This is a genomic window from Klebsiella sp. HMSC16A12 (assembly GCF_001808265.1).
Classification (GTDB): domain Bacteria; phylum Pseudomonadota; class Gammaproteobacteria; order Enterobacterales; family Enterobacteriaceae; genus Klebsiella; species Klebsiella pneumoniae.
Genome location: NZ_KV792643.1, coordinates 51,056 through 68,809 on the forward strand (window position 1 = coordinate 51,056; position 17,754 = coordinate 68,809).

A 17,754-nucleotide genomic window follows, 5' to 3' on the forward strand; every position below is an offset into this window, starting at 1 on the left:
AAGCGGCAGGATTTACGAATTTCGCGGTCAAAAATTGAAGGCCGGATAGCCAACCCTTCATTACTATCAGCCGGTGACTGATAATTTTTCTCATTACGAGGGTGGCATCATGACCATATTGCACAGTACGGATTTCTTTAAGGCCGGGATCTCGTCGGTGGCTATTGAACCCCGCCTCCCTCAGTCGGCCTTTCCGGAACATCACCATGATTTCCATGAAATAGTTATCGTGGAGCAGGGATCGGGTATTCACGTCTTCAATGGCCAGCCCTACACCATTGGCGGCGGTTCGGTCTGTTTTATCCGCGATCACGACCGCCATCTTTACGAGCACACGGATAATCTGTGTCTGACCAATGTGCTCTATCGCGCGCCGGATGCGTTTCGCTTTCTCGCCGGGGTCAGTCAACTACTGCCCCAGGAACAGGAAGGAAACTACCCCTCGCACTGGCGGGTGAATCAAACCGTCCTGCAACAGGTGCGGCATATCGTGGCGCAGATCGAGGCCGTGGGGAGCGATACGGATACTCATGCCGTCGCCAGCCGTGAGATCCTGTTTATGCAGCTGCTGGTGCTGTTACGTAAAAGCAGCCTTGCGGAAGAGGCCACCAACAACGATGCGCGGCTGAATCAGCTGTTGGCCTGGCTTGAAGACCATTTTGCGCAGGAGATCTGCTGGGAGGAGGTGGCGGCGCAGTTTTCGCTGTCGCTGCGTACGCTGCACCGCCAGCTGAAGCAGCAGACCGGTCTGACACCACAGCGCTATCTTAATCGGGTGCGCCTGATGAAAGCCCGCCACCTGCTGCGCCACAGCGATGAAAGCGTGACTGATATCGCTTATCGCTGCGGCTTCGGCGACAGTAACCACTTTTCGACGCTTTTTCGCCGGGAGTTCGACTGGTCGCCGCGCGATATCCGCCAGGGGCGCGACGCCATTCTTCAGTAACGCGAGAAGAGTCAACGTATTGCAGACTAAAAACGCGAATAATGCGCCGTTATCCGCGTTTGGAGTGTGAGCCGTGGCCGGTCTGATTTTACGTAAAGAGGAGTTTTTCCCTTCCGCCACACAGGCAGTGGCGGTGGCAGACCGCTACCCGCAAAATGTCTTTGCCGAACATACCCATGAGTTCTGCGAGCTGGTGCTGGTGTGGCGAGGCAACGGGCTGCACGTCCTTAACGATCGCCCCTGGCGCATTACCCGCGGCGATCTGTTCTACATTCGCGCCGAAGATAAACACTCCTATGCTTCCGTTAACGATCTGGTTCTGCAGAACATCATCTATTGCCCGGAGCGGCTGCAGCTCAATTTTGACTGGGCCGGGGCAATCCCTGGCCTCTTCGGTACGCCGTGGAAGCCCCACTGGCGCATGGGCAGCACCGGTATGGCGCAGGCGCGCCAGGTGATTAGCCAGCTTGAGCATGAGTGCGCCCGGCGCGACGCGCAGGGAAATGCGATGGCCGAACTGCTTTTTGCCCAGCTGGCGCTGACGTTGCAGCGCCATCGCTACGCGACGGATGATCCCGCGGCGACGCAGCGCGAAGCGCTGCTGGACAAACTGCTGGCCGCGCTGGCGGCCAGCCTTAGCCGCCCCTTTGTTCTGGAGCGTTTCTGCGAGCAGGAGGGCGGCAGCGAGCGGGCGCTTCGCCAGCAGTTTCGCCAGCAAACCGGGATGATCATCAATCACTATTTACGCCAGCTGCGGATCTGCCATGCGCAGTATCTGCTGCAGCATACCGAGCGCTTAATCGGCGATATCGCCATGCAGTGCGGCTTTGAGGATAGTAACTACTTTTCGGTGGTTTTTAGCCGGGAAATCGGCATGTCGCCGGGGCAATGGCGGCAGCGCAGTCGCGCCGCCGCCTGAAGAGCGTCGTTGTCAGGCAGATGATCCGGTGATTAACTGGCCATTCCCAGACCGACGATATTGGCGGCGATGATAATCACCACGCAGCCGAGGCTCAGGACGCTCACCGGACGACGGCCGGCGTTGTTCCACTCCTTCAGCACCAGACCCACCACACCGCCGCACAGCACGTAGAAACTCATGTGCAGCATCCAGCTCATATAATCATACTGCGCCGGAATGCTGGCGTGGCCCCAGGCATAGAAGAAGAACTGGAGATACCACATCAGACCGCCGAGGGCGGAGAGCAGAAGGTTGCTGATGATAAGCGGTTTGGCCAGCGAGAAATCGGCTTTAACTGACAGGTTCTTCACTTTCGCCAGACGAATAAAGCAGAAGCCAAGGTTAACCAGCGCCCCGCCGCCCATAATCACCACGTAGCTTGGCAGCGCTGCGTACAGCGGGTCGACGCCGAGCGCCGCGGCGGCATCATGCATCGGTTTGGCGGCGTTCATCGCGAACGACATCCCTGCGGAGAAGATACCGCACATTACCGCCAGCAGAAGCCCTTTCTTCAGATTGAACTCTTCGGCTTTGATGCCCATTTTGCGCTCTTTCAGCTGGCCTGCGCGGGTGACGATGCCGACGCCAATCACCGCCACCAGCACGCCGAGCAGCGTCATTTGACCGCCCTGGGTGTGCATCAGCACTGCAAACTGACCGTTAATAATCGGCGTCATCAGCGTGCCGACAATCAGCGTGATGCCAATGGCGATGCCAATCCCCATCGACATGCCAAGATAGCGCATGGTCAGGCCATAGTTGATATTACCAATGCCCCACATGGCGCCGAACAGAAAGACCGGCAGCAGCGTGGAGGCGCTAAAAGAGCGGTAGTAGGCCCAGAAGTCGGGTAACAGCGTGGCGCTGATGGCCCAGGGCAGAATCAGCCAGGAGACGATCCCCCCGACCGACCACATGGTTTCCCACGACCAGTGTTTTACTTTCTTGAACGGGGCATAGAAACAGGCGGCACTGGCGGCCCCTATCAAATGCCAAAAAATACCCATCGTAATCGCGTGGTTCATTGATTTTATCCTCATCTTTTTTTATCGGAGACGGCGGCTTCCGATGGGATGAGTGTAAAAATTGGCCGCTTTGGCCGCCTTCAGGACGTTGCCACAGGATGGCGAACCCTGGCAACCATGGGCTTAATTAGTTGTTCTACATCACAAAACGACGGGTATTTCTTCTGGTTATATCCATATGAAAAATACGGCATTGATAAGCATTTTCAATACCATTTAATTAACTATAATGGACAAACTGCTTACGCGGCGTTAACACTTGAGCCGCTCGACAATAATGGAGATGATTATGAGCTATACCCTGCCATCCCTGCCTTACGCTTACGATGCTCTGGAACCGCACTTCGACAAGCAGACGATGGAGATCCATCACACTAAACACCACCAGACCTACGTGAACAATGCCAACGCCGCGCTGGAAAGCCTGCCGGAGTTCGCTAACCTGTCCGCTGAAGAGCTGATTACCAAGCTGGATCAGCTGCCGGCTGACAAAAAAACCGTACTGCGTAACAACGCCGGCGGCCACGCGAACCACAGCCTGTTCTGGAAAGGCCTGAAAACCGGTACCACCCTGCAGGGCGACCTGAAAGCGGCTATCGAGCGCGATTTCGGTTCCGTGGAGAACTTTAAAGCGGAATTCGAAAAAGCCGCTGCTACCCGTTTCGGCTCCGGCTGGGCGTGGCTGGTCCTGAAAGGTGACAAACTGGCCGTTGTCTCCACCGCCAACCAGGATTCCCCGCTGATGGGCGAAGCCATTTCCGGCGCTTCCGGCTTCCCGATTATCGGCCTGGACGTCTGGGAACACGCTTACTACCTGAAATTCCAGAACCGCCGCCCGGACTACATCAAAGCCTTCTGGGACGTAGTGAACTGGGACGAAGCTGCAGCGCGTTTTGCCGCCAAAAAATAAGGTTGCATTGCGCTAAAAGAGAAGCGAGTCTGATGACTCGCTTTTTTTATATCTGTAGCAAGGAGAGCAGCCATGCATTATCCGGTGAATGTCTTTGTCGGCAAAATCAGGGACTACGCGGGCAGTCGCCCCAGCGCGATCGACAAAATCCAGGTCGACGGAGAATTGCAGCTCGGCGATCTCGGTCTCGATGGGGACCAGCAGGCGGAGAAGAAAATCCACGGCGGGCCGGACCGCGCGCTGTGTCATTATCCGCGCGAACACTATGCCGACTGGATCCGTGACTTCCCCCAGCAGGCCGAGCGGTTCTGCGCGCCGGCGTTCGGCGAAAACCTCTCCACCACCGGGCTTACCGAGCAAAACGTTTATATCGGCGATATCTTTCGCTGGGGCGAGGCGCTGATCCAGGTCACCCAGCCGCGATCGCCGTGCTTCAAGCTCAACTTTCATTTTGCGATCAATGATATGGCGCAGCTGATGCAAAACAGCGGAAAAACCGGCTGGCTGTACCGGGTGATTGCCGGAGGGCAAGTTTCCAGCGATGCGCCGCTCGAGCTGGTTTCCCGGCTGAGTGATGTCAGCGTTCATGAGGCCGGGGCGATTGCCTGGCAGATGCCGTTTGATGATGATCAGTACCACCGCTTATTGTCGGCAGCGGGCCTGTCTGTTAGCTGGAGCCGAACGATGCAGAAACGGCGTTTAAGCGGCAAGATAGAGGATAGTTCGCGGAGATTATGGGGGAAATAATCCCCCATATTAAGTATTCCCGGGGATGCTCCCGGCGCAGCGCCGCACAGCGCAGGCCGGGTCGGCGTCAGGTTCGTTTATACAGCGGCAGCCAGATTGTTAAACGCAGACCACCCAGCGGGCTGTCGTCGGCCTTCACCCAGCCGCGGTGCTGCTGAATAGCGGTTTCGACAATCGCCAGCCCCAGGCCGGTGCCGCCGGACTCGCGGTCGCGCGCCTCGTCGGTCCGGTAGAATGGCCGGAAAATCTGTTCGCGATCCTCCGGGCTGACTCCCGGGCCGTCGTCATCGACGTTAACCGTAATCCCGTCTTTATCCACCGAGAAGCTGACGGAAATTTTCGTATGCGAGTAGCGCAGGGCGTTGCGCACGATATTCTCCAGCGCGCTTTCCAGCGCATTGGGGTTACCGTACAGCGGCCATGGGCCCGGCGGATACTCAACGGTGAAAGATTTCCCCATCTGCTCAGCTTCAAACGCTGCATTGTCCAACACTTCGTTCCATAGCTGATTGGCTTTCACCGTCTCGCTGACCAGGGCGTTTTTCGCCTGATTGCGCGACATCACCAGCAGGTCGTTGATCATGCTGTCCAGCCGGTGCGCTTCGGTTTCGATACGCTCCAGCTCCTTGCTCTCTCCGCTGCGGCGACGCAGCAGGGCGGTACCCAATTGCAGGCGCGTAAGCGGCGTGCGCAGCTCGTGCGAGATATCGGACAGCAGCCGCTGCTGGCTGGTCATCATCCGCTCCAGGGCCGTCACCATCTGGTTAAAACTGGCGCCAGCGGCTAAAAACTCCTGCGGCCCGGCTTCCAGCTCCGGATGCTGGCGCAGGTTGCCCTGGGCGACTTCATCGGCGGCATTTTTCAGCTTACGCGCCGGTTTCGCCAGGCTCCACGCCAGCCACAGCAGCAGCGGGGCGCTGACCAGCATCGTGACGATCAGCAGCAGCAGCGGCCGGTCAAACAGCAGGTTGATAAAGTCGGATTGTGAGGTGCTGGCGGGACGAATCAGATAGAGCTGATAGTTATCCTCCCCGTCCCGGACGGAAAACGGGCCCACCATTTCCAGGCGGCCATAGCGTTTTTTCTGCGGATGATCGGCGTTATCGGCCTGGCCGATAAAGTTACGAATGATCTGCATCTCGTTGCGTTCTGCGCCGATCACGCGGCCTTCGCTGGTCACCAGCAGCAGGCGTTGTCCCGGAGGCGCCCATTTATCGATGGCGCGAAACAAACGACGCCACCACATCAGGTCGTTTGGCGGATCGTTGGCCAGCTCGGCCTCGACGTGCTGCTCGATCATGATGCCCTGACGCTGCTCGCTTTCCAGCAGCTCGGTCATCTGCCGGGAATCCAGTTTGGGCAACATCAGCACCAGCATCAACACCAGCGCCAGCGTGAGCCAGAAGATGGCGAAGATGCGTGCAGTCAAACTTCCAATCATGAAGCGGAAACCATCAGATACCCGCGGCCACGCAGCGTTTTAAACCACGGATGGCCATCTTTGCGCTCCGGTAGCTTACGCCGCAGGTTGGAAATATGCATATCGATGGCGCGGTCGAACGGCGTCAGGCGCTTGCCTAACACTTCCTGGCTTAAATGCTCACGTGAGACTACCTGACCGAGATGCTGCGCTAACAGATAGAGCAGGGTGAACTCGGTGCCGGTGAGCTCCAGCGTCTGGCCATCGAAATTGGCTTCCTGGCGGCCCGGATTGAGGCTTAAGGCATCCACTTCCAGGGTTGGTGAGCCGGCTTCGGTCGTCTGCTGCTGCTCGCTCCAGTGGGAACGGCGCAGAATCGCGCGTATACGGGCCACCAGCTCGCGATCGTTGAATGGCTTAGGCAAATAGTCATCCGCGCCCAGCTCGAGGCCGAGAACGCGATCCAGCTCGCTTCCGCGCGCTGTTAGCATGATAACCGGAGTCTGGTGTGTCTGACGCAGCTCTTTCAGCGTATCGATACCGTTTTTCTTCGGCATCATCACGTCGAGCAGCAATAAATCAACGCTGTCGTCCAGAAGGGCCAGCGCCTGTTCCCCATCATGGGCCACCAGCACGTTAAAACCTTCCATATCGAGCAGCTCTTTTAACAGGGAGGTGAGCTCCCGGTCATCATCAACTAACAGGATTTTATTCATTGTTTAAATACCTCCGAGGCAGAAATTACGTCATCAAGGCCCGCTAATCCATGACTTTACGTTGTTTTACACCCCCTGACGCATGTTTGCAGCCTGAATCGTAGACTGTCTCTCGTTGAATCGCGACACAAACGTTTTGGGAGTATGTGATGCGCAATGTTATCGCTGCCGTCATGGCCTCAACGCTGGCGCTAAGTGCATATAGCCAGGCCGCTGAAGTCGTTACCAGCGTTAACTGGCTCCCCGGAGACGAAGGGGGACAGCGCGGTAGCCAAAGCCATATGTTTGACGGCATAAGTTTAACCGAGCAGCAACGTCAGCAGTTACGGGATCTTATGCAACGGGCACGCCACGACAGGCTCCCCGTTAATGTTAGCGAAATGGAGACGATGCATCGCCTTGTCACCGCAGAAAATTTTGATGAAAACGCTGTGCGCGCTCAGGCAGAAAAGATGGCGCAGGAACAGGTTGCCCGCCAGGTCGAGATGGCTAAGGTTCGCAACCAGATGTACCACCTGCTTACGCCAGAGCAGCAAGCGGTTTTAAATGCTAAGCACCAGCAGCGTATGGATCAGTTGCGTGAGGTTGCAAGGATGCAGAAAGGCTCAGCGATGATGCTTTCGAGTAGTAGCAACACCCTGCAACCCCAGTAACAAACCCTGTTTTCCTTGCCATAGACACCATCCCTGTCTTCCCCCACATGATGTGGGGGTTTTTTTTGCCCTTTTTACGGTAAATCAACTCCTTCGCCTATCCCGTGAGCGTCACAAGTTCGGGTTATACTAAGCGCATTGCAGGAGAAGGAGCCTATATGAATCAATCTTATGGCCGGTTGGTCAGTCGCGCCGCTATCGCCGCGACGGCTATGGCCTCCGCGTTACTTTTGATCAAAATTTTTGCGTGGTGGTATACCGGTTCTGTCAGTATTCTGGCTGCGCTGGTGGATTCGCTGGTGGACATTGCCGCCTCGCTGACCAACCTGCTGGTGGTTCGCTATTCGCTACAGCCTGCTGATGAAGAACATACCTTTGGTCATGGCAAAGCGGAGTCGCTGGCGGCGCTGGCGCAAAGCATGTTTATCTCCGGCTCGGCGCTGTTCCTGTTTCTCACCGGCATTCAGCACCTGGTGCGTCCGGAGCCGCTGCAGGCCGCCGGCGTCGGGGTCGTCGTCACATTGATCGCCCTCGTTAGTACGCTGGCGCTGGTGACTTTCCAGCGCTGGGTGGTGCGAAAAACCCAGAGCCAGGCGGTGCGGGCGGATATGCTTCATTATCAGTCTGATGTTATGATGAACGGCGCCATTCTGGTGGCGCTGGGCCTCTCCTGGTACGGCTGGCATCGCGCCGACGCGTTGTTTGCCCTGGGGATTGGCATCTATATTTTATATAGCGCGCTGCGGATGGGCTATGAGGCGGTTCAGTCACTACTCGACCGCGCCTTGCCTGACGAGGAGCGTCAGGACATTATCACCATCGTGACCGCATGGCCCGGCATCCGCGGGGCGCACGATCTACGAACGCGGCAGTCAGGGCCGACCCGCTTTATTCAGATTCATTTGGAAATGGAAGATAACCTCCCGCTGGTGCAAGCCCACGTGATTGCAGACCAGGTGGAGCAGGCGATTCTGCGCCGTTTCCCGGGGTCCGATGTCATTATCCATCAGGATCCCAGCTCTGTGGTGCCAGCGGCGCAGCAGGGCTTTTTTGAGCGTTAGGTTATAGTCTGTAAACTCGATGTAAAAATGTGGGGCAGATCGGCATTTTTTGTATAAATTACCGCCGTTTGGTCTGACCTGAATCAATTCAGCTTGAGGCGTTTGATATACTATTGTCATTAGCGTCGTGCACTCCTGGTGAGGGAGCGCTTCAGGCAACAGAATTATTTTTTGCTTCCTAAGTTCAGAGGTAGTCATGATTAAGAAAATCGGTGTGTTGACAAGTGGCGGTGATGCGCCGGGCATGAACGCAGCAATTCGTGGCGTTGTGCGCGCGGCATTAACGGAAGGTCTGGAAGTTTTTGGAATCTATGACGGTTACCTCGGATTGTATGAAGACCGTATGGTTCAGCTCGACCGTTACAGCGTTTCCGACATGATCAACCGCGGCGGCACCTTCCTGGGCTCCGCTCGCTTCCCGGAATTCCGCGAAGAACACATCCGCGCTGTGGCTATCGAAAACATGAAGAAGCGCGGCCTGGACGCGCTGGTGGTTATCGGCGGTGACGGTTCCTATATGGGGGCGATGCGCCTGACCGAGATGGGCTTCCCATGCATTGGCCTGCCGGGCACTATCGACAACGATATCAAAGGCACTGACTACACCATCGGCTTCTTTACTGCCCTGAGCACCGTGGTGGAAGCGATTGACCGTTTGCGCGACACCTCCTCTTCGCACCAGCGTATCTCCGTGGTGGAAGTGATGGGCCGTTACTGTGGCGACCTGACCCTGGCGGCGGCGATTGCCGGCGGCTGTGAGTTCATCATGGTGCCTGAAGTGGAATATACCCGTGACGATCTGGTGGCAGAAATCAAAGCCGGTATCGCGAAAGGGAAAAAACACGCTATCGTGGCCATCACCGAGCACATGTGCGACGTTGACGAGCTGGCAAGCTACATCGAGAAAGAGACTGGCCGTGAAACTCGCGCCACCGTCCTCGGCCACATTCAGCGCGGCGGTTCCCCGGTTCCTTACGACCGCATCCTGGCTTCCCGCATGGGCGCCTATGCGATTGAGCTGCTGCTGCAGGGCCATGGCGGCCGTTGCGTCGGCATCCAGAACGAGAAGCTGGTGCACCACGACATCATCGATGCCATCGAGAACATGAAGCGTCCGTTCAAGAACGACTGGCTGGATTGCGCGAAGAAACTGTACTAAGTTACGCGCCGGATAAACAAAAGGCCTTCTCATGGAGAAGGCCTTTTTTATGGCGGAAGGTTTATTCGATATCCAGCGGGTCTTCCGACAGGATCATCCCGGTGTTATCGGCATACAGATGGTCGCCGGAGAAGAAAGTCACCCCGCCGAAATTGACGCGCACGTCGCTTTCGCCGATGCCTTCGCCAGCCGCGCCGACCGGAATAGCCGCCAGCGCCTGAATACCAATGTCCAGCTCCTCAAGGTCGTCAACCTGGCGCACCGCGCCATAGACCACCAACCCTTCCCATTCATTCTGGACGGCCAGACGCGCCAGGTCAGCGTCAATTAACGCGCGTCGTACTGAGCCGCCGCCGTCGATCAGGAGAATATGACCACGGCCATTCTGCTCGAGCAGATCGTAGAGCAACCCGTTATCCTCGAAACATTTAACCGTAATGATCTGTCCACCAAACGACGACCGTCCTCCAAAGTTAGAGAACAGCGGTTCCACGACGTTGACATCTTCCTGGTAGATGTCACAAAGCTCGGAAGTATCGTATTTCATAGGCTTAACGTTCAGTTGCTGCGAGAGTTTTTAGTATATCCCGCGAATCGCATTGTTGGCAAAATCATCAATTGTTAATTGATATTTGTCAGTTAAGCCATCAGCTTACTGGCAATAATTCCGATAACAAACAGCAGGTTGGTCAGTAAGGCCCCTTTGACCGTCTTTTCGAGCATTGGCCGCATCGCCAGCGGATCGGATTCGCGCAGGACGTAGCGCGCCTGTTTCACCAGCAGCGGCGTGGCGAGAATAAACAGCCAGCCCCAGGCTGAATGCAGCGTCAGCAGGTTAAATAGCGCCAGACACAGCAGGGCGCCGAGCAGCAGGCAGGCATGATAGCGGCGGGCATTGACCGGGCCCAGGCGCACGGCGAGAGTGTTCTTCCCGTTCTGCCGGTCGCTGTCGATATCGCGCAGATTATTGATGTTTAGCACGGCGGTCGCCAGCAGACCGCAGGCTGTCGCCGGCAGAAAAATGGCCGCTTCCACATTATGGGCTTGCAGATACCAGCTGCCGAGGACGCTCAGCCAGCCGAAGAAAACGAGTACTGAGATATCACCCAGACCAATATATCCATACGGACGGGTGCCCACCGTGTAGGTGATGGCGGCCACGATAGACAGGCCTCCCAGGGCGAGGAAGCCGATGAAATCGCCGACGCTCTGCCAGGCGGCGCACAGCAGCGCCAGACCAAACAGGCAGATGAGTACGACGGTGACGATCAGGGCGCGCTTCATCTGCTGGGGGGTAATCACCCCTTTCTGCATCCCGCGCAGCGGCCCGATGCGATCCGGTTTATCGCTCCCCTTAACCGCGTCGCCGTAGTCATTGGCGAGGTTGGAAAGAATTTGCAGCAAGCCGGCGGTGATCAGCGCCAGCAGGGCAACCCAGGGATCAAAATGGCCCTGCTCCCAGGCAAGGACGGTGCCAACAATAATCGCGGCAAATGCCAGCGGTAACGTTTTAGGACGCAGGCTTTCCAGCCACGCCTGTGAACGGCTGATATCAGTCATAGTTATTTTAGCCAATAAAAATGGGGGCGATAGCCCCCATCAACAGTGATGAAAATGCATTGCACCGGATTATAGGATAAAACGGCTCAGATCTTCATCTGCCACCAGAACATCCAGGTGTTTACTCACATATTCGGCATCGATAGTGACGGTCTGGCCGTTCATCTCGCTGGCATCATAGGAGATGTCTTCCACCAGGCGCTCCAGCACGGTGTGCAGGCGACGCGCACCGATGTTCTCGGTGGTTTCGTTTACCTGCCATGCGGCCTGGGCGATGCGCTTGATGCCGTCTTCGGTGAATTCGATGTTCACCCCTTCGGTCGCCATCAGCGCCTTGTACTGCACGGTGATGGAGGCATTCGGCTCGGTCAGGATGCGCTCGAAGTCGTGGGTGGTCAGCGCCTTCAGCTCAACGCGGATCGGCAGACGCCCCTGCAGTTCCGGGATCAGATCGGATGGGCTGGCCACCTGGAATGCGCCGGAGGCGATAAACAGGATGTGGTCGGTCTTGACCATCCCATGTTTGGTGGAGACGGTGCAGCCTTCCACCAGCGGCAGCAGGTCGCGCTGTACGCCTTCGCGGGAGACGTCCGGGCCGGAGGTATTGCCGCCGCGCTTACAGATTTTGTCGATTTCGTCGATAAAGACGATACCGTGCTGCTCTACAGCGTCGATGGCTTCCTGCTTCAGCTCTTCCGGATTGACCAGTTTGGCCGCTTCTTCTTCAATCAGCAGCTTCATCGCGTCTTTGATTTTCAGCTTACGCGGTTTCTGCTTCTGGCCGCCGAGGTTCTGGAACATAGACTGCAGCTGGCTGGTCATCTCTTCCATGCCCGGAGGGGACATGATTTCAACGCCCATCGGCGCCGCAGCGAGATCGATTTCAATCTCTTTATCGTCCAGCTGGCCTTCACGCAGTTTTTTACGGAACGCCTGGCGCGCTGCAGACGGTTCCTGCGACGGCTCAGTCTGGCCCCAGTTGTTCTTCGCCGGTGGGATCAGCACGTCAAGCACGCGCTCTTCCGCCAGCTCTTCCGCGCGGTAACGGTTCTTATCGATGGACTGCATGCGAACCATTTTGATCGCCGCATCGGTCAAATCGCGGATGATGGAGTCCACTTCTTTACCGACATAGCCCACTTCGGTGAACTTCGTCGCTTCAACTTTGATAAACGGCGCGTTAGCCAGTTTTGCCAGACGACGGGCGATTTCGGTTTTACCGACGCCGGTTGGGCCGATCATCAGAATGTTTTTCGGCGTGACTTCATGACGCAGCTCTTCGTTAAGCTGCATCCGACGCCAGCGGTTACGCAGGGCGATAGCAACAGAACGCTTGGCGGCGTCCTGACCGATAATGTGTTTGTCCAGTTCGCTGACAATTTCGCGTGGGGTCATTTCAGACATGGGAGATCCTTACGCTTTAGAAGGTAATTCTTCGATGGTGTGGAAATGGTTGGTGTAGATGCAGATATCACCTGCAATATCCAACGCTTTCTCGGCGATGTCGCGCGCGCCCATATCGGTATTTTCCAACAGCGCGCGGGCCGCGGCCTGGGCGTAAGGACCGCCGGAGCCGATAGCAATCAAATCGTTTTCCGGCTGTACCACGTCACCGTTACCGGTGATGATAAGCGACGCGTTTTCGTCCGCGACGGCCAGCAGCGCTTCCAGTTTGCGCAACATCCGGTCAGTTCGCCAGTCTTTGGCCAGCTCAACGGCGGCCTTCACCAGATGGCCCTGGTGCATTTCCAGTTTACGTTCAAACAGTTCGAACAGCGTGAAGGCGTCGGCGGTGCCGCCAGCGAAACCGGCAATCACTTTGTCGTTGTACAGACGACGCACTTTCTTCACATTGCCCTTCATCACGGTGTTGCCCAGCGTGGCCTGGCCATCACCGGCAATAACAACATGGCCGTTACGGCGAACACTTACAATTGTAGTCACGAGCAGACCCCTTGGTTGCAAAAGCGGAACAGGGGCCCCGCGCTGTCCGCGGGGCCGAATGCAATTATAGATGGGGGGGATTTTGAGGGTTTCAACCCCTGGCGGCGAGACGAATGCAGTTCGCGTGTCCAGCCATCTTCAGGCGGGTGATCATCTCGTTGGCGCTTTCTTTGCCTTTTAACGGGCCAATAACCACGCGGTTCCAGCCGTTGTTAGTGGTAATGTGCGAAGCAAACCCTTCGAAAGCCAGCTGAGCGCGGACGGTTTCGGCCTGCTCGGCGCCTTTAAAAGAGCCGCACTGGATCATCCAGCTACGATCGTCTTTCTTCTCGGCGGTGGTTTTCGGCGCTTCTTCCACCCGAGTTACCGGCGCCGCGGCCTGGGTACGCGGCTGCGTGGTATTGGTATGCGCTGGCGTCTGCAGCAGATCCTGGTACGGCTGCTGGTTTGACGCGGTCTGCTTCGGTTGTTGCTGCTGAACCGGCTTCGGCTGCTGAACGCGCGGCGGCTGCTGTTGGACGGTCTGCGCCTGAGTCTGCGCCCACTGTTGCTGCTGCGCCTGCTGCTGTTGCTGCGCTAAACGCTGACGCTGAAGCGTCTGCTGGCGCTGCGCCGGCGTTTGTTCGTTCCACGGCACTTCGGTCAGCTGGGTCGGCTGCTGGCGCATATCGGCCTGCATCTGGGCGAGCAGCTGGCGCTGCTCGTCGGTCAGCTGTTCCGGTTTCATGACTTCGCCACCGGCGGTCGGTTCGGTCGGCGCGCGGACGCCAGGCTGGCGGCTTTCCAGCTCTTTAATATAGCGCCAGCGCTCTTCCGGTTTGGGCGGCAAGCCGTTGCCGGCGGCCTGGCGATTTTGCATCGCTTCCGCTTCTTCTTTCTTATGATGCGTAATGAAATAGAGGCCACCGATAAAGGCCACCAGCACAGCCGCCGCGATCGCCACCATCGCCGGTGAAATCGCCGGAAGGCTGCTTTGCTTATTCCTTGAGCTTCGGGTCGTGCTCTTTTTGCGCCGCGAAGAAGCCGGTTGGCTGCGGCGTACATAATCTCGTTGTGCCACTATCGTTTCGCTGTCTTATATTCGTTCGTCAGCCCGCCATGTTACTTAAGCGGCGGGCCTTTGACCAGAAGAGCAGGCCCGAAAGCCTGATGGTTATCGTCTGATTTTTTGCGTACTGCCGCGAACAATCAGTTCGCAATCGAGCAGACGCGAGCCGCTGTTCACGTTATGCCCCTGCATTTGCTCCAGTAATAGCAGCATTCCTTCACGGCCGATATCAAACCGTGGCTGTGAAACCGTGGTCAACGGCGGGTCGCAAAATTCAGACAACGCGATGTTATCGAAGCCGACAATTGACAGGTCGTCCGGCACTTTCAGACCGCGACGTTTTGCCAGCGATAAGGCGCCCAGCGCCATCACATCGCTATGGCAAAAGACCGCCGTGGGCGGCACCGGCTGCGCCAGCAGCTGCTCCAGCGCATTGGCGCCGGCTTCGAAGGTAAAGTTGCCGCGAGCAATATAGTGCGGATCGACGGTGATACCGCTGCGGCGCAGCGCCTGCACATAACCCTGCAGGCGATAATGGCACAACGGCATATCTTCCGGGCCGGCGATACAGCCGATACGCTGATGTCCCAGCTCGTGGAGATAATTTACCGCGTTAAAGGCCGCCGTCAGGTTATCGATATGGACGGTGGGCAGCTCCAGCTCCGGCGCAAACTCATTCGACATGACCATTGGCGGCAAATTGCGCTGCTCTTCCACGCTGGCGTCAAACGGCAGGCGCGAGCTGAGCAGCACCATGCCGTCGATCTGCTTGGTGATGATAAGGTCGATAAAGGTTTTTTCTTTCTGATTCTGGTGGGCGCAATCGCCGATTAACACCAGATAGCCGTGCTCGGCGGCAGTGACTTCAATACCGCGGATCACTTCACTAAAGAAGGGGTCGCAGATATCCGGGACGATCACGAGGATCGTCCGCGATTCGTTGCGCTTCATATTGCGTCCGAGCGACTGCGGTAAATAGCCGACTTCCAGCGCCGCCTGCTCGACCCGGTTACGGGTGGCTTGCGACACCTTATCAGGGTTCATCAACGCTCGGGACACGGTTGCCGTGGAAACGTTTGCCTTGAGGGCGACGTCTTTCATGGTGGCGGCAACCACTTGTTTTTTGGGCTTCACCTGGTTTCTCCTCGCTGAATGGCGCTGGCATTTCCCTTGGGCGCTAACTGCTGCATCATTTTTATCAGATAGTCGCGGCAGTGAGTTACAGAATTTTCATGAAAAACGTGATGCTTGTTAAATTTTTCGATCCGGCTCGCAAGAGAAGGCTTATCCTTCAATCGGATCGACATCCAGCACCCACTTCACTTTTCTCGCCTCCGGAAGCGTATTGATCAGCGCCAGCGTACCGCTAACGATATGTTGCAGACGCACCCGCGAAGGATGCTGCAGCAATATTTGCCAGCGCCAGCGGCCGCCGCGCTTTGGCGCCAGCGCCGGAACCGGACCGAGCACCCATAGCTTTTCGTCGGCCAGCGGGCTGGCCTGCAGCAGATTGCGCAGCTGCTGTAAAAACAGCGGCGCCTGCTGGTTGTTATGGTCTTCCGCACGAATCAGCACATGGCTGGTCCACGGCGGCAGCTGCATCGTCTGCCGCTCTGCCAGCGCCTGTTCGGCAAAGGCGTCGTAGCCTTTATACAGCAGGGTCTGCAGTAGAGGGTGTTCCGGATGGTGGGTTTGAAGAATGACCTCGCCCTGTTTTCCTGCCCGGCCCGCTCGCCCGGAGACCTGGGTATAAAGCTGAGCGAAACGCTCTGCGGAGCGGAAATCAGCGGAAAACAGCGCCCCGTCGACATCCAGCAGGGAGACGAGGGTGACGTCCGGGAAGTGGTGCCCTTTGGCCAGCATTTGGGTGCCAATCAGAATACGCGCCCCGCCGCGATGGACGGCGGCGAGATGCTCCTCCAGCGCTCCTTTGCGGCTGGTGGTATCGCGGTCGATACGCGAGATAGGCACCTCAGGGAACAGCGGCGCCAGGGCCTGCTCCAGCTGCTCGGTGCCGATCCCTACCGGCACCAGATGCGTGGAGCCGCAGGAAGGACACTGGCGCGGGATCGGGCGCTGGCTGTCGCAATGGTGGCAGCGTAGATGGTGCTGCGCCTGGTGCAACGTATAGTAACTGTCGCAGCGCGGGCATTCCGCTATCCAGCCGCAATCGTGGCACAGCAGCGCTGGCGCAAAGCCGCGGCGGTTAAGAAACAGGATCACCTGGTTATCCGCTTGCAGGTGCTGGCGCATACGGCTAATCAGCGCGGGAGACAGGCCCGCCTGCAGCGGTTGCCCTTTGAGATCGAGCACGTGCTGCTGGGCCGGGCGCGCATTGCCCGCGCGTTTGCTTAAGGTTAACTGGCGGTATTTACCCTGGCGGACGTTATGCAGAGTCTCCAGCGCCGGCGTCGCCGAGCCGAGAATTATCGGGATCTGCTCGCTGTGGGCGCGCCATACCGCCAGGTCGCGGGCATGGTAGCGCCAGCCTTCCTGCTGCGTGTAGGAGCTATCATGCTCTTCGTCGATGACGATGACGCCGAGATCTTTAAATGGGGTAAACAGCGAGGAGCGGGTGCCGATCACAATGGCCGCTTCGCCATTTTTCGCCTTCAGCCAGGCCGAGAGACGTTCGCTGTCATTGAGCCCGGAGTGCAGCACTTCCACCGGCGCGTTAAAGCGCTGGCGAAATCGGGCGATGGTTTGCGGCGTCAGGCCGATCTCCGGCACCATCACCAGCGCCTGGCGCCCCTGCGCCAGCACATTCTCCAGCACGCTCAAATAGACTTCCGTTTTCCCGGAGCCGGTAATACCCGCCAGCAGCCAGGCGGAGAAACGATCGGCGGCGCTGTGGATCGCCCCGACGGCGGTGGCCTGCTCGGTATTCAGGCGCAGGCGTTCGCCGGCAACCGAATACGCGCTGCGCCAGTCGGTGAGGGCGGGCGCTTCGCAGGCCAGCTCCGCCAGCCCTTTACCGCGCAGCGCCTGCAGCGCCGCTTCATTGAATTCCAGTTCGCCAACCTGATGACGCCAGATTTTACCCTGGCGCAGCGCCGCCAGCGCCTGCTGCTGCTTCCGGGAGCGTTTCAGACCGTTAAGGTCGACAACCTGCCCCTGCTCGGTGGCGAACCAGTACCACAGCGGCGTGGCGCTGGCGGGTTTGCCCTGGCGCAGCATAACGGGTAATGCATGGAACAGCACATCGCCGATCGGGTGATGGTAATACTCAGCCGCCCACATCAGCAGTCGCCAGACAGTCGTGGAGAAGACCGGCTCGTCGTCCAGCGCTTCGGCGACCGGTTTTAGCTCATCCAGCGGCAGTTCGCTGCGCTCGCTCACCGCCGCGACAATGCCGATCCGCTCCTGTTTGCCGAACGGCACCCGCACCCGACAGCCCGCTTTGACCGCCATGCCTTCAGGCAGCAGGTAGTCAAAAGTGCGCGGTAGCGGAACGGGTAGGGCAACGTGGGCGACGGACATGTCATCTTCCTGACTTGAAATCTGGCGGGATAGTATACACATTACGATAAGGCGGCGCGGATCAGTTTGCATATGCTGGTCAAATTCTGTATGATTCGCCGCCTTTGATGCGCTTTATATCGCA

Annotated in this window: 17 protein-coding genes; 7 read left to right on the top strand and 10 right to left on the bottom strand. The window is 57.7% G+C overall.

The genetic code is table 11. The features are described from left to right. The first annotated feature begins 109 nt into the window (after positions 1-109). Positions 110-946, top strand: coding sequence for an HTH-type transcriptional activator RhaS (gene rhaS / locus HMPREF3140_RS23150; RefSeq protein WP_032412677.1), 837 nt, complete (start codon positions 110-112; stop codon positions 944-946). Positions 947-1,019: 73 nt separating this feature from the next. Further along, positions 1,020-1,865, top strand: coding sequence for an HTH-type transcriptional activator RhaR (gene rhaR, locus HMPREF3140_RS23155; protein ID WP_070553124.1), 846 nt, complete (start codon positions 1,020-1,022; stop codon positions 1,863-1,865). 32 nt (positions 1,866-1,897) lie between these two features. On the opposite strand, the gene rhaT is transcribed toward rhaR, so the two are convergent. Further along, on the bottom strand, positions 1,898-2,932 hold the full coding sequence (rhaT, locus tag HMPREF3140_RS23160) for an L-rhamnose/proton symporter RhaT (RefSeq protein WP_002882892.1): 1,035 nt from the start codon (positions 2,930-2,932) through the stop codon (positions 1,898-1,900). 289 nt (positions 2,933-3,221) lie between these two features. On the opposite strand from rhaT, the gene sodA reads away from it, so the two are divergent. Beyond that, positions 3,222-3,842, top strand: a complete 621-nt coding sequence (sodA, locus tag HMPREF3140_RS23165; protein WP_002882894.1) for a superoxide dismutase [Mn] — start codon at positions 3,222-3,224, stop codon at positions 3,840-3,842. Positions 3,843-3,914: 72 nt separating this feature from the next. Next, the gene (gene yiiM, locus HMPREF3140_RS23170; RefSeq protein WP_002882896.1) at positions 3,915-4,589 is read left to right on the top strand and encodes a 6-hydroxyaminopurine reductase; all 675 of its coding nucleotides are present in this window, start codon (positions 3,915-3,917) and stop codon (positions 4,587-4,589) included. Positions 4,590-4,656: 67 nt separating this feature from the next. Here yiiM and cpxA read toward each other — a convergent pair whose 3' ends face one another. Then, a complete protein-coding gene (gene cpxA / locus HMPREF3140_RS23175) occupies positions 4,657-6,030 on the bottom strand; it encodes an envelope stress sensor histidine kinase CpxA (protein WP_002882898.1) in 1,374 nt (457 codons plus the stop codon). Beyond that, a complete protein-coding gene (gene cpxR / locus HMPREF3140_RS23180) occupies positions 6,027-6,725 on the bottom strand; it encodes an envelope stress response regulator transcription factor CpxR (protein WP_002882901.1) in 699 nt (232 codons plus the stop codon). Before cpxR ends, cpxA begins: the two co-directional genes overlap by 4 nt. Before the next feature lie 149 nt (positions 6,726-6,874). Here cpxR and cpxP point away from each other — a divergent pair, with 149 nt between their 5' ends. The 3 genes from cpxP (at position 6,875) to pfkA (ending at position 9,598) form a co-directional block, all read left to right on the top strand. Continuing rightward, entirely contained in the window at positions 6,875-7,378 is a 504-nt protein-coding gene (gene cpxP / locus HMPREF3140_RS23185; protein WP_004178004.1) for a cell-envelope stress modulator CpxP, read from the top strand. A 158-nt stretch (positions 7,379-7,536) separates the two neighbouring features. Continuing rightward, a complete protein-coding gene (gene fieF / locus HMPREF3140_RS23190; RefSeq protein ID WP_002882907.1) occupies positions 7,537-8,439 on the top strand; it encodes a CDF family cation-efflux transporter FieF in 903 nt (300 codons plus the stop codon). Between the two features lie 196 nt (positions 8,440-8,635). Continuing rightward, positions 8,636-9,598: a 6-phosphofructokinase gene (gene pfkA / locus HMPREF3140_RS23195; RefSeq protein ID WP_002882911.1), complete on the top strand. Its 963-nt coding sequence runs from the start codon at positions 8,636-8,638 to the stop codon at positions 9,596-9,598. 61 nt (positions 9,599-9,659) lie between these two features. Here pfkA and rraA read toward each other — a convergent pair whose 3' ends face one another. The 7 genes from rraA to priA form a co-directional block, all read right to left on the bottom strand. Further along, positions 9,660-10,145 carry a ribonuclease E activity regulator RraA gene (rraA, locus tag HMPREF3140_RS23200; RefSeq protein ID WP_002882913.1) on the bottom strand — a complete coding sequence of 162 codons (486 nt, stop codon included), beginning with the start codon at positions 10,143-10,145 and terminating at the stop codon, positions 9,660-9,662. Between the two features lie 92 nt (positions 10,146-10,237). Continuing rightward, the gene (gene menA, locus HMPREF3140_RS23205; protein WP_009309732.1) at positions 10,238-11,158 is read right to left on the bottom strand and encodes a 1,4-dihydroxy-2-naphthoate polyprenyltransferase; all 921 of its coding nucleotides are present in this window, start codon (positions 11,156-11,158) and stop codon (positions 10,238-10,240) included. Between the two features lie 69 nt (positions 11,159-11,227). Then, positions 11,228-12,562, bottom strand: coding sequence for an HslU--HslV peptidase ATPase subunit (hslU, locus tag HMPREF3140_RS23210; RefSeq protein WP_002882917.1), 1,335 nt, complete (start codon positions 12,560-12,562; stop codon positions 11,228-11,230). Between the two features lie 9 nt (positions 12,563-12,571). Beyond that, positions 12,572-13,102 (bottom strand): ATP-dependent protease subunit HslV, encoded by a 531-nt coding sequence (hslV, locus tag HMPREF3140_RS23215; protein WP_002882918.1) that lies wholly within the window; start codon positions 13,100-13,102, stop codon positions 12,572-12,574. A gap of 91 nt (positions 13,103-13,193) precedes the next feature. Further along, complete coding sequence (ftsN, locus tag HMPREF3140_RS23220) at positions 13,194-14,162, bottom strand: cell division protein FtsN (protein ID WP_002882919.1); 969 nt, start codon at positions 14,160-14,162, stop codon at positions 13,194-13,196. Positions 14,163-14,255: 93 nt separating this feature from the next. Beyond that, positions 14,256-15,284, bottom strand: coding sequence for a DNA-binding transcriptional regulator CytR (cytR, locus tag HMPREF3140_RS23225; protein WP_002882921.1), 1,029 nt, complete (start codon positions 15,282-15,284; stop codon positions 14,256-14,258). Between the two features lie 150 nt (positions 15,285-15,434). After that, entirely contained in the window at positions 15,435-17,630 is a 2,196-nt protein-coding gene (gene priA / locus HMPREF3140_RS23235; protein WP_070553126.1) for a primosomal protein N', read from the bottom strand. Positions 17,631-17,754: the final 124 nt, after the last annotated feature.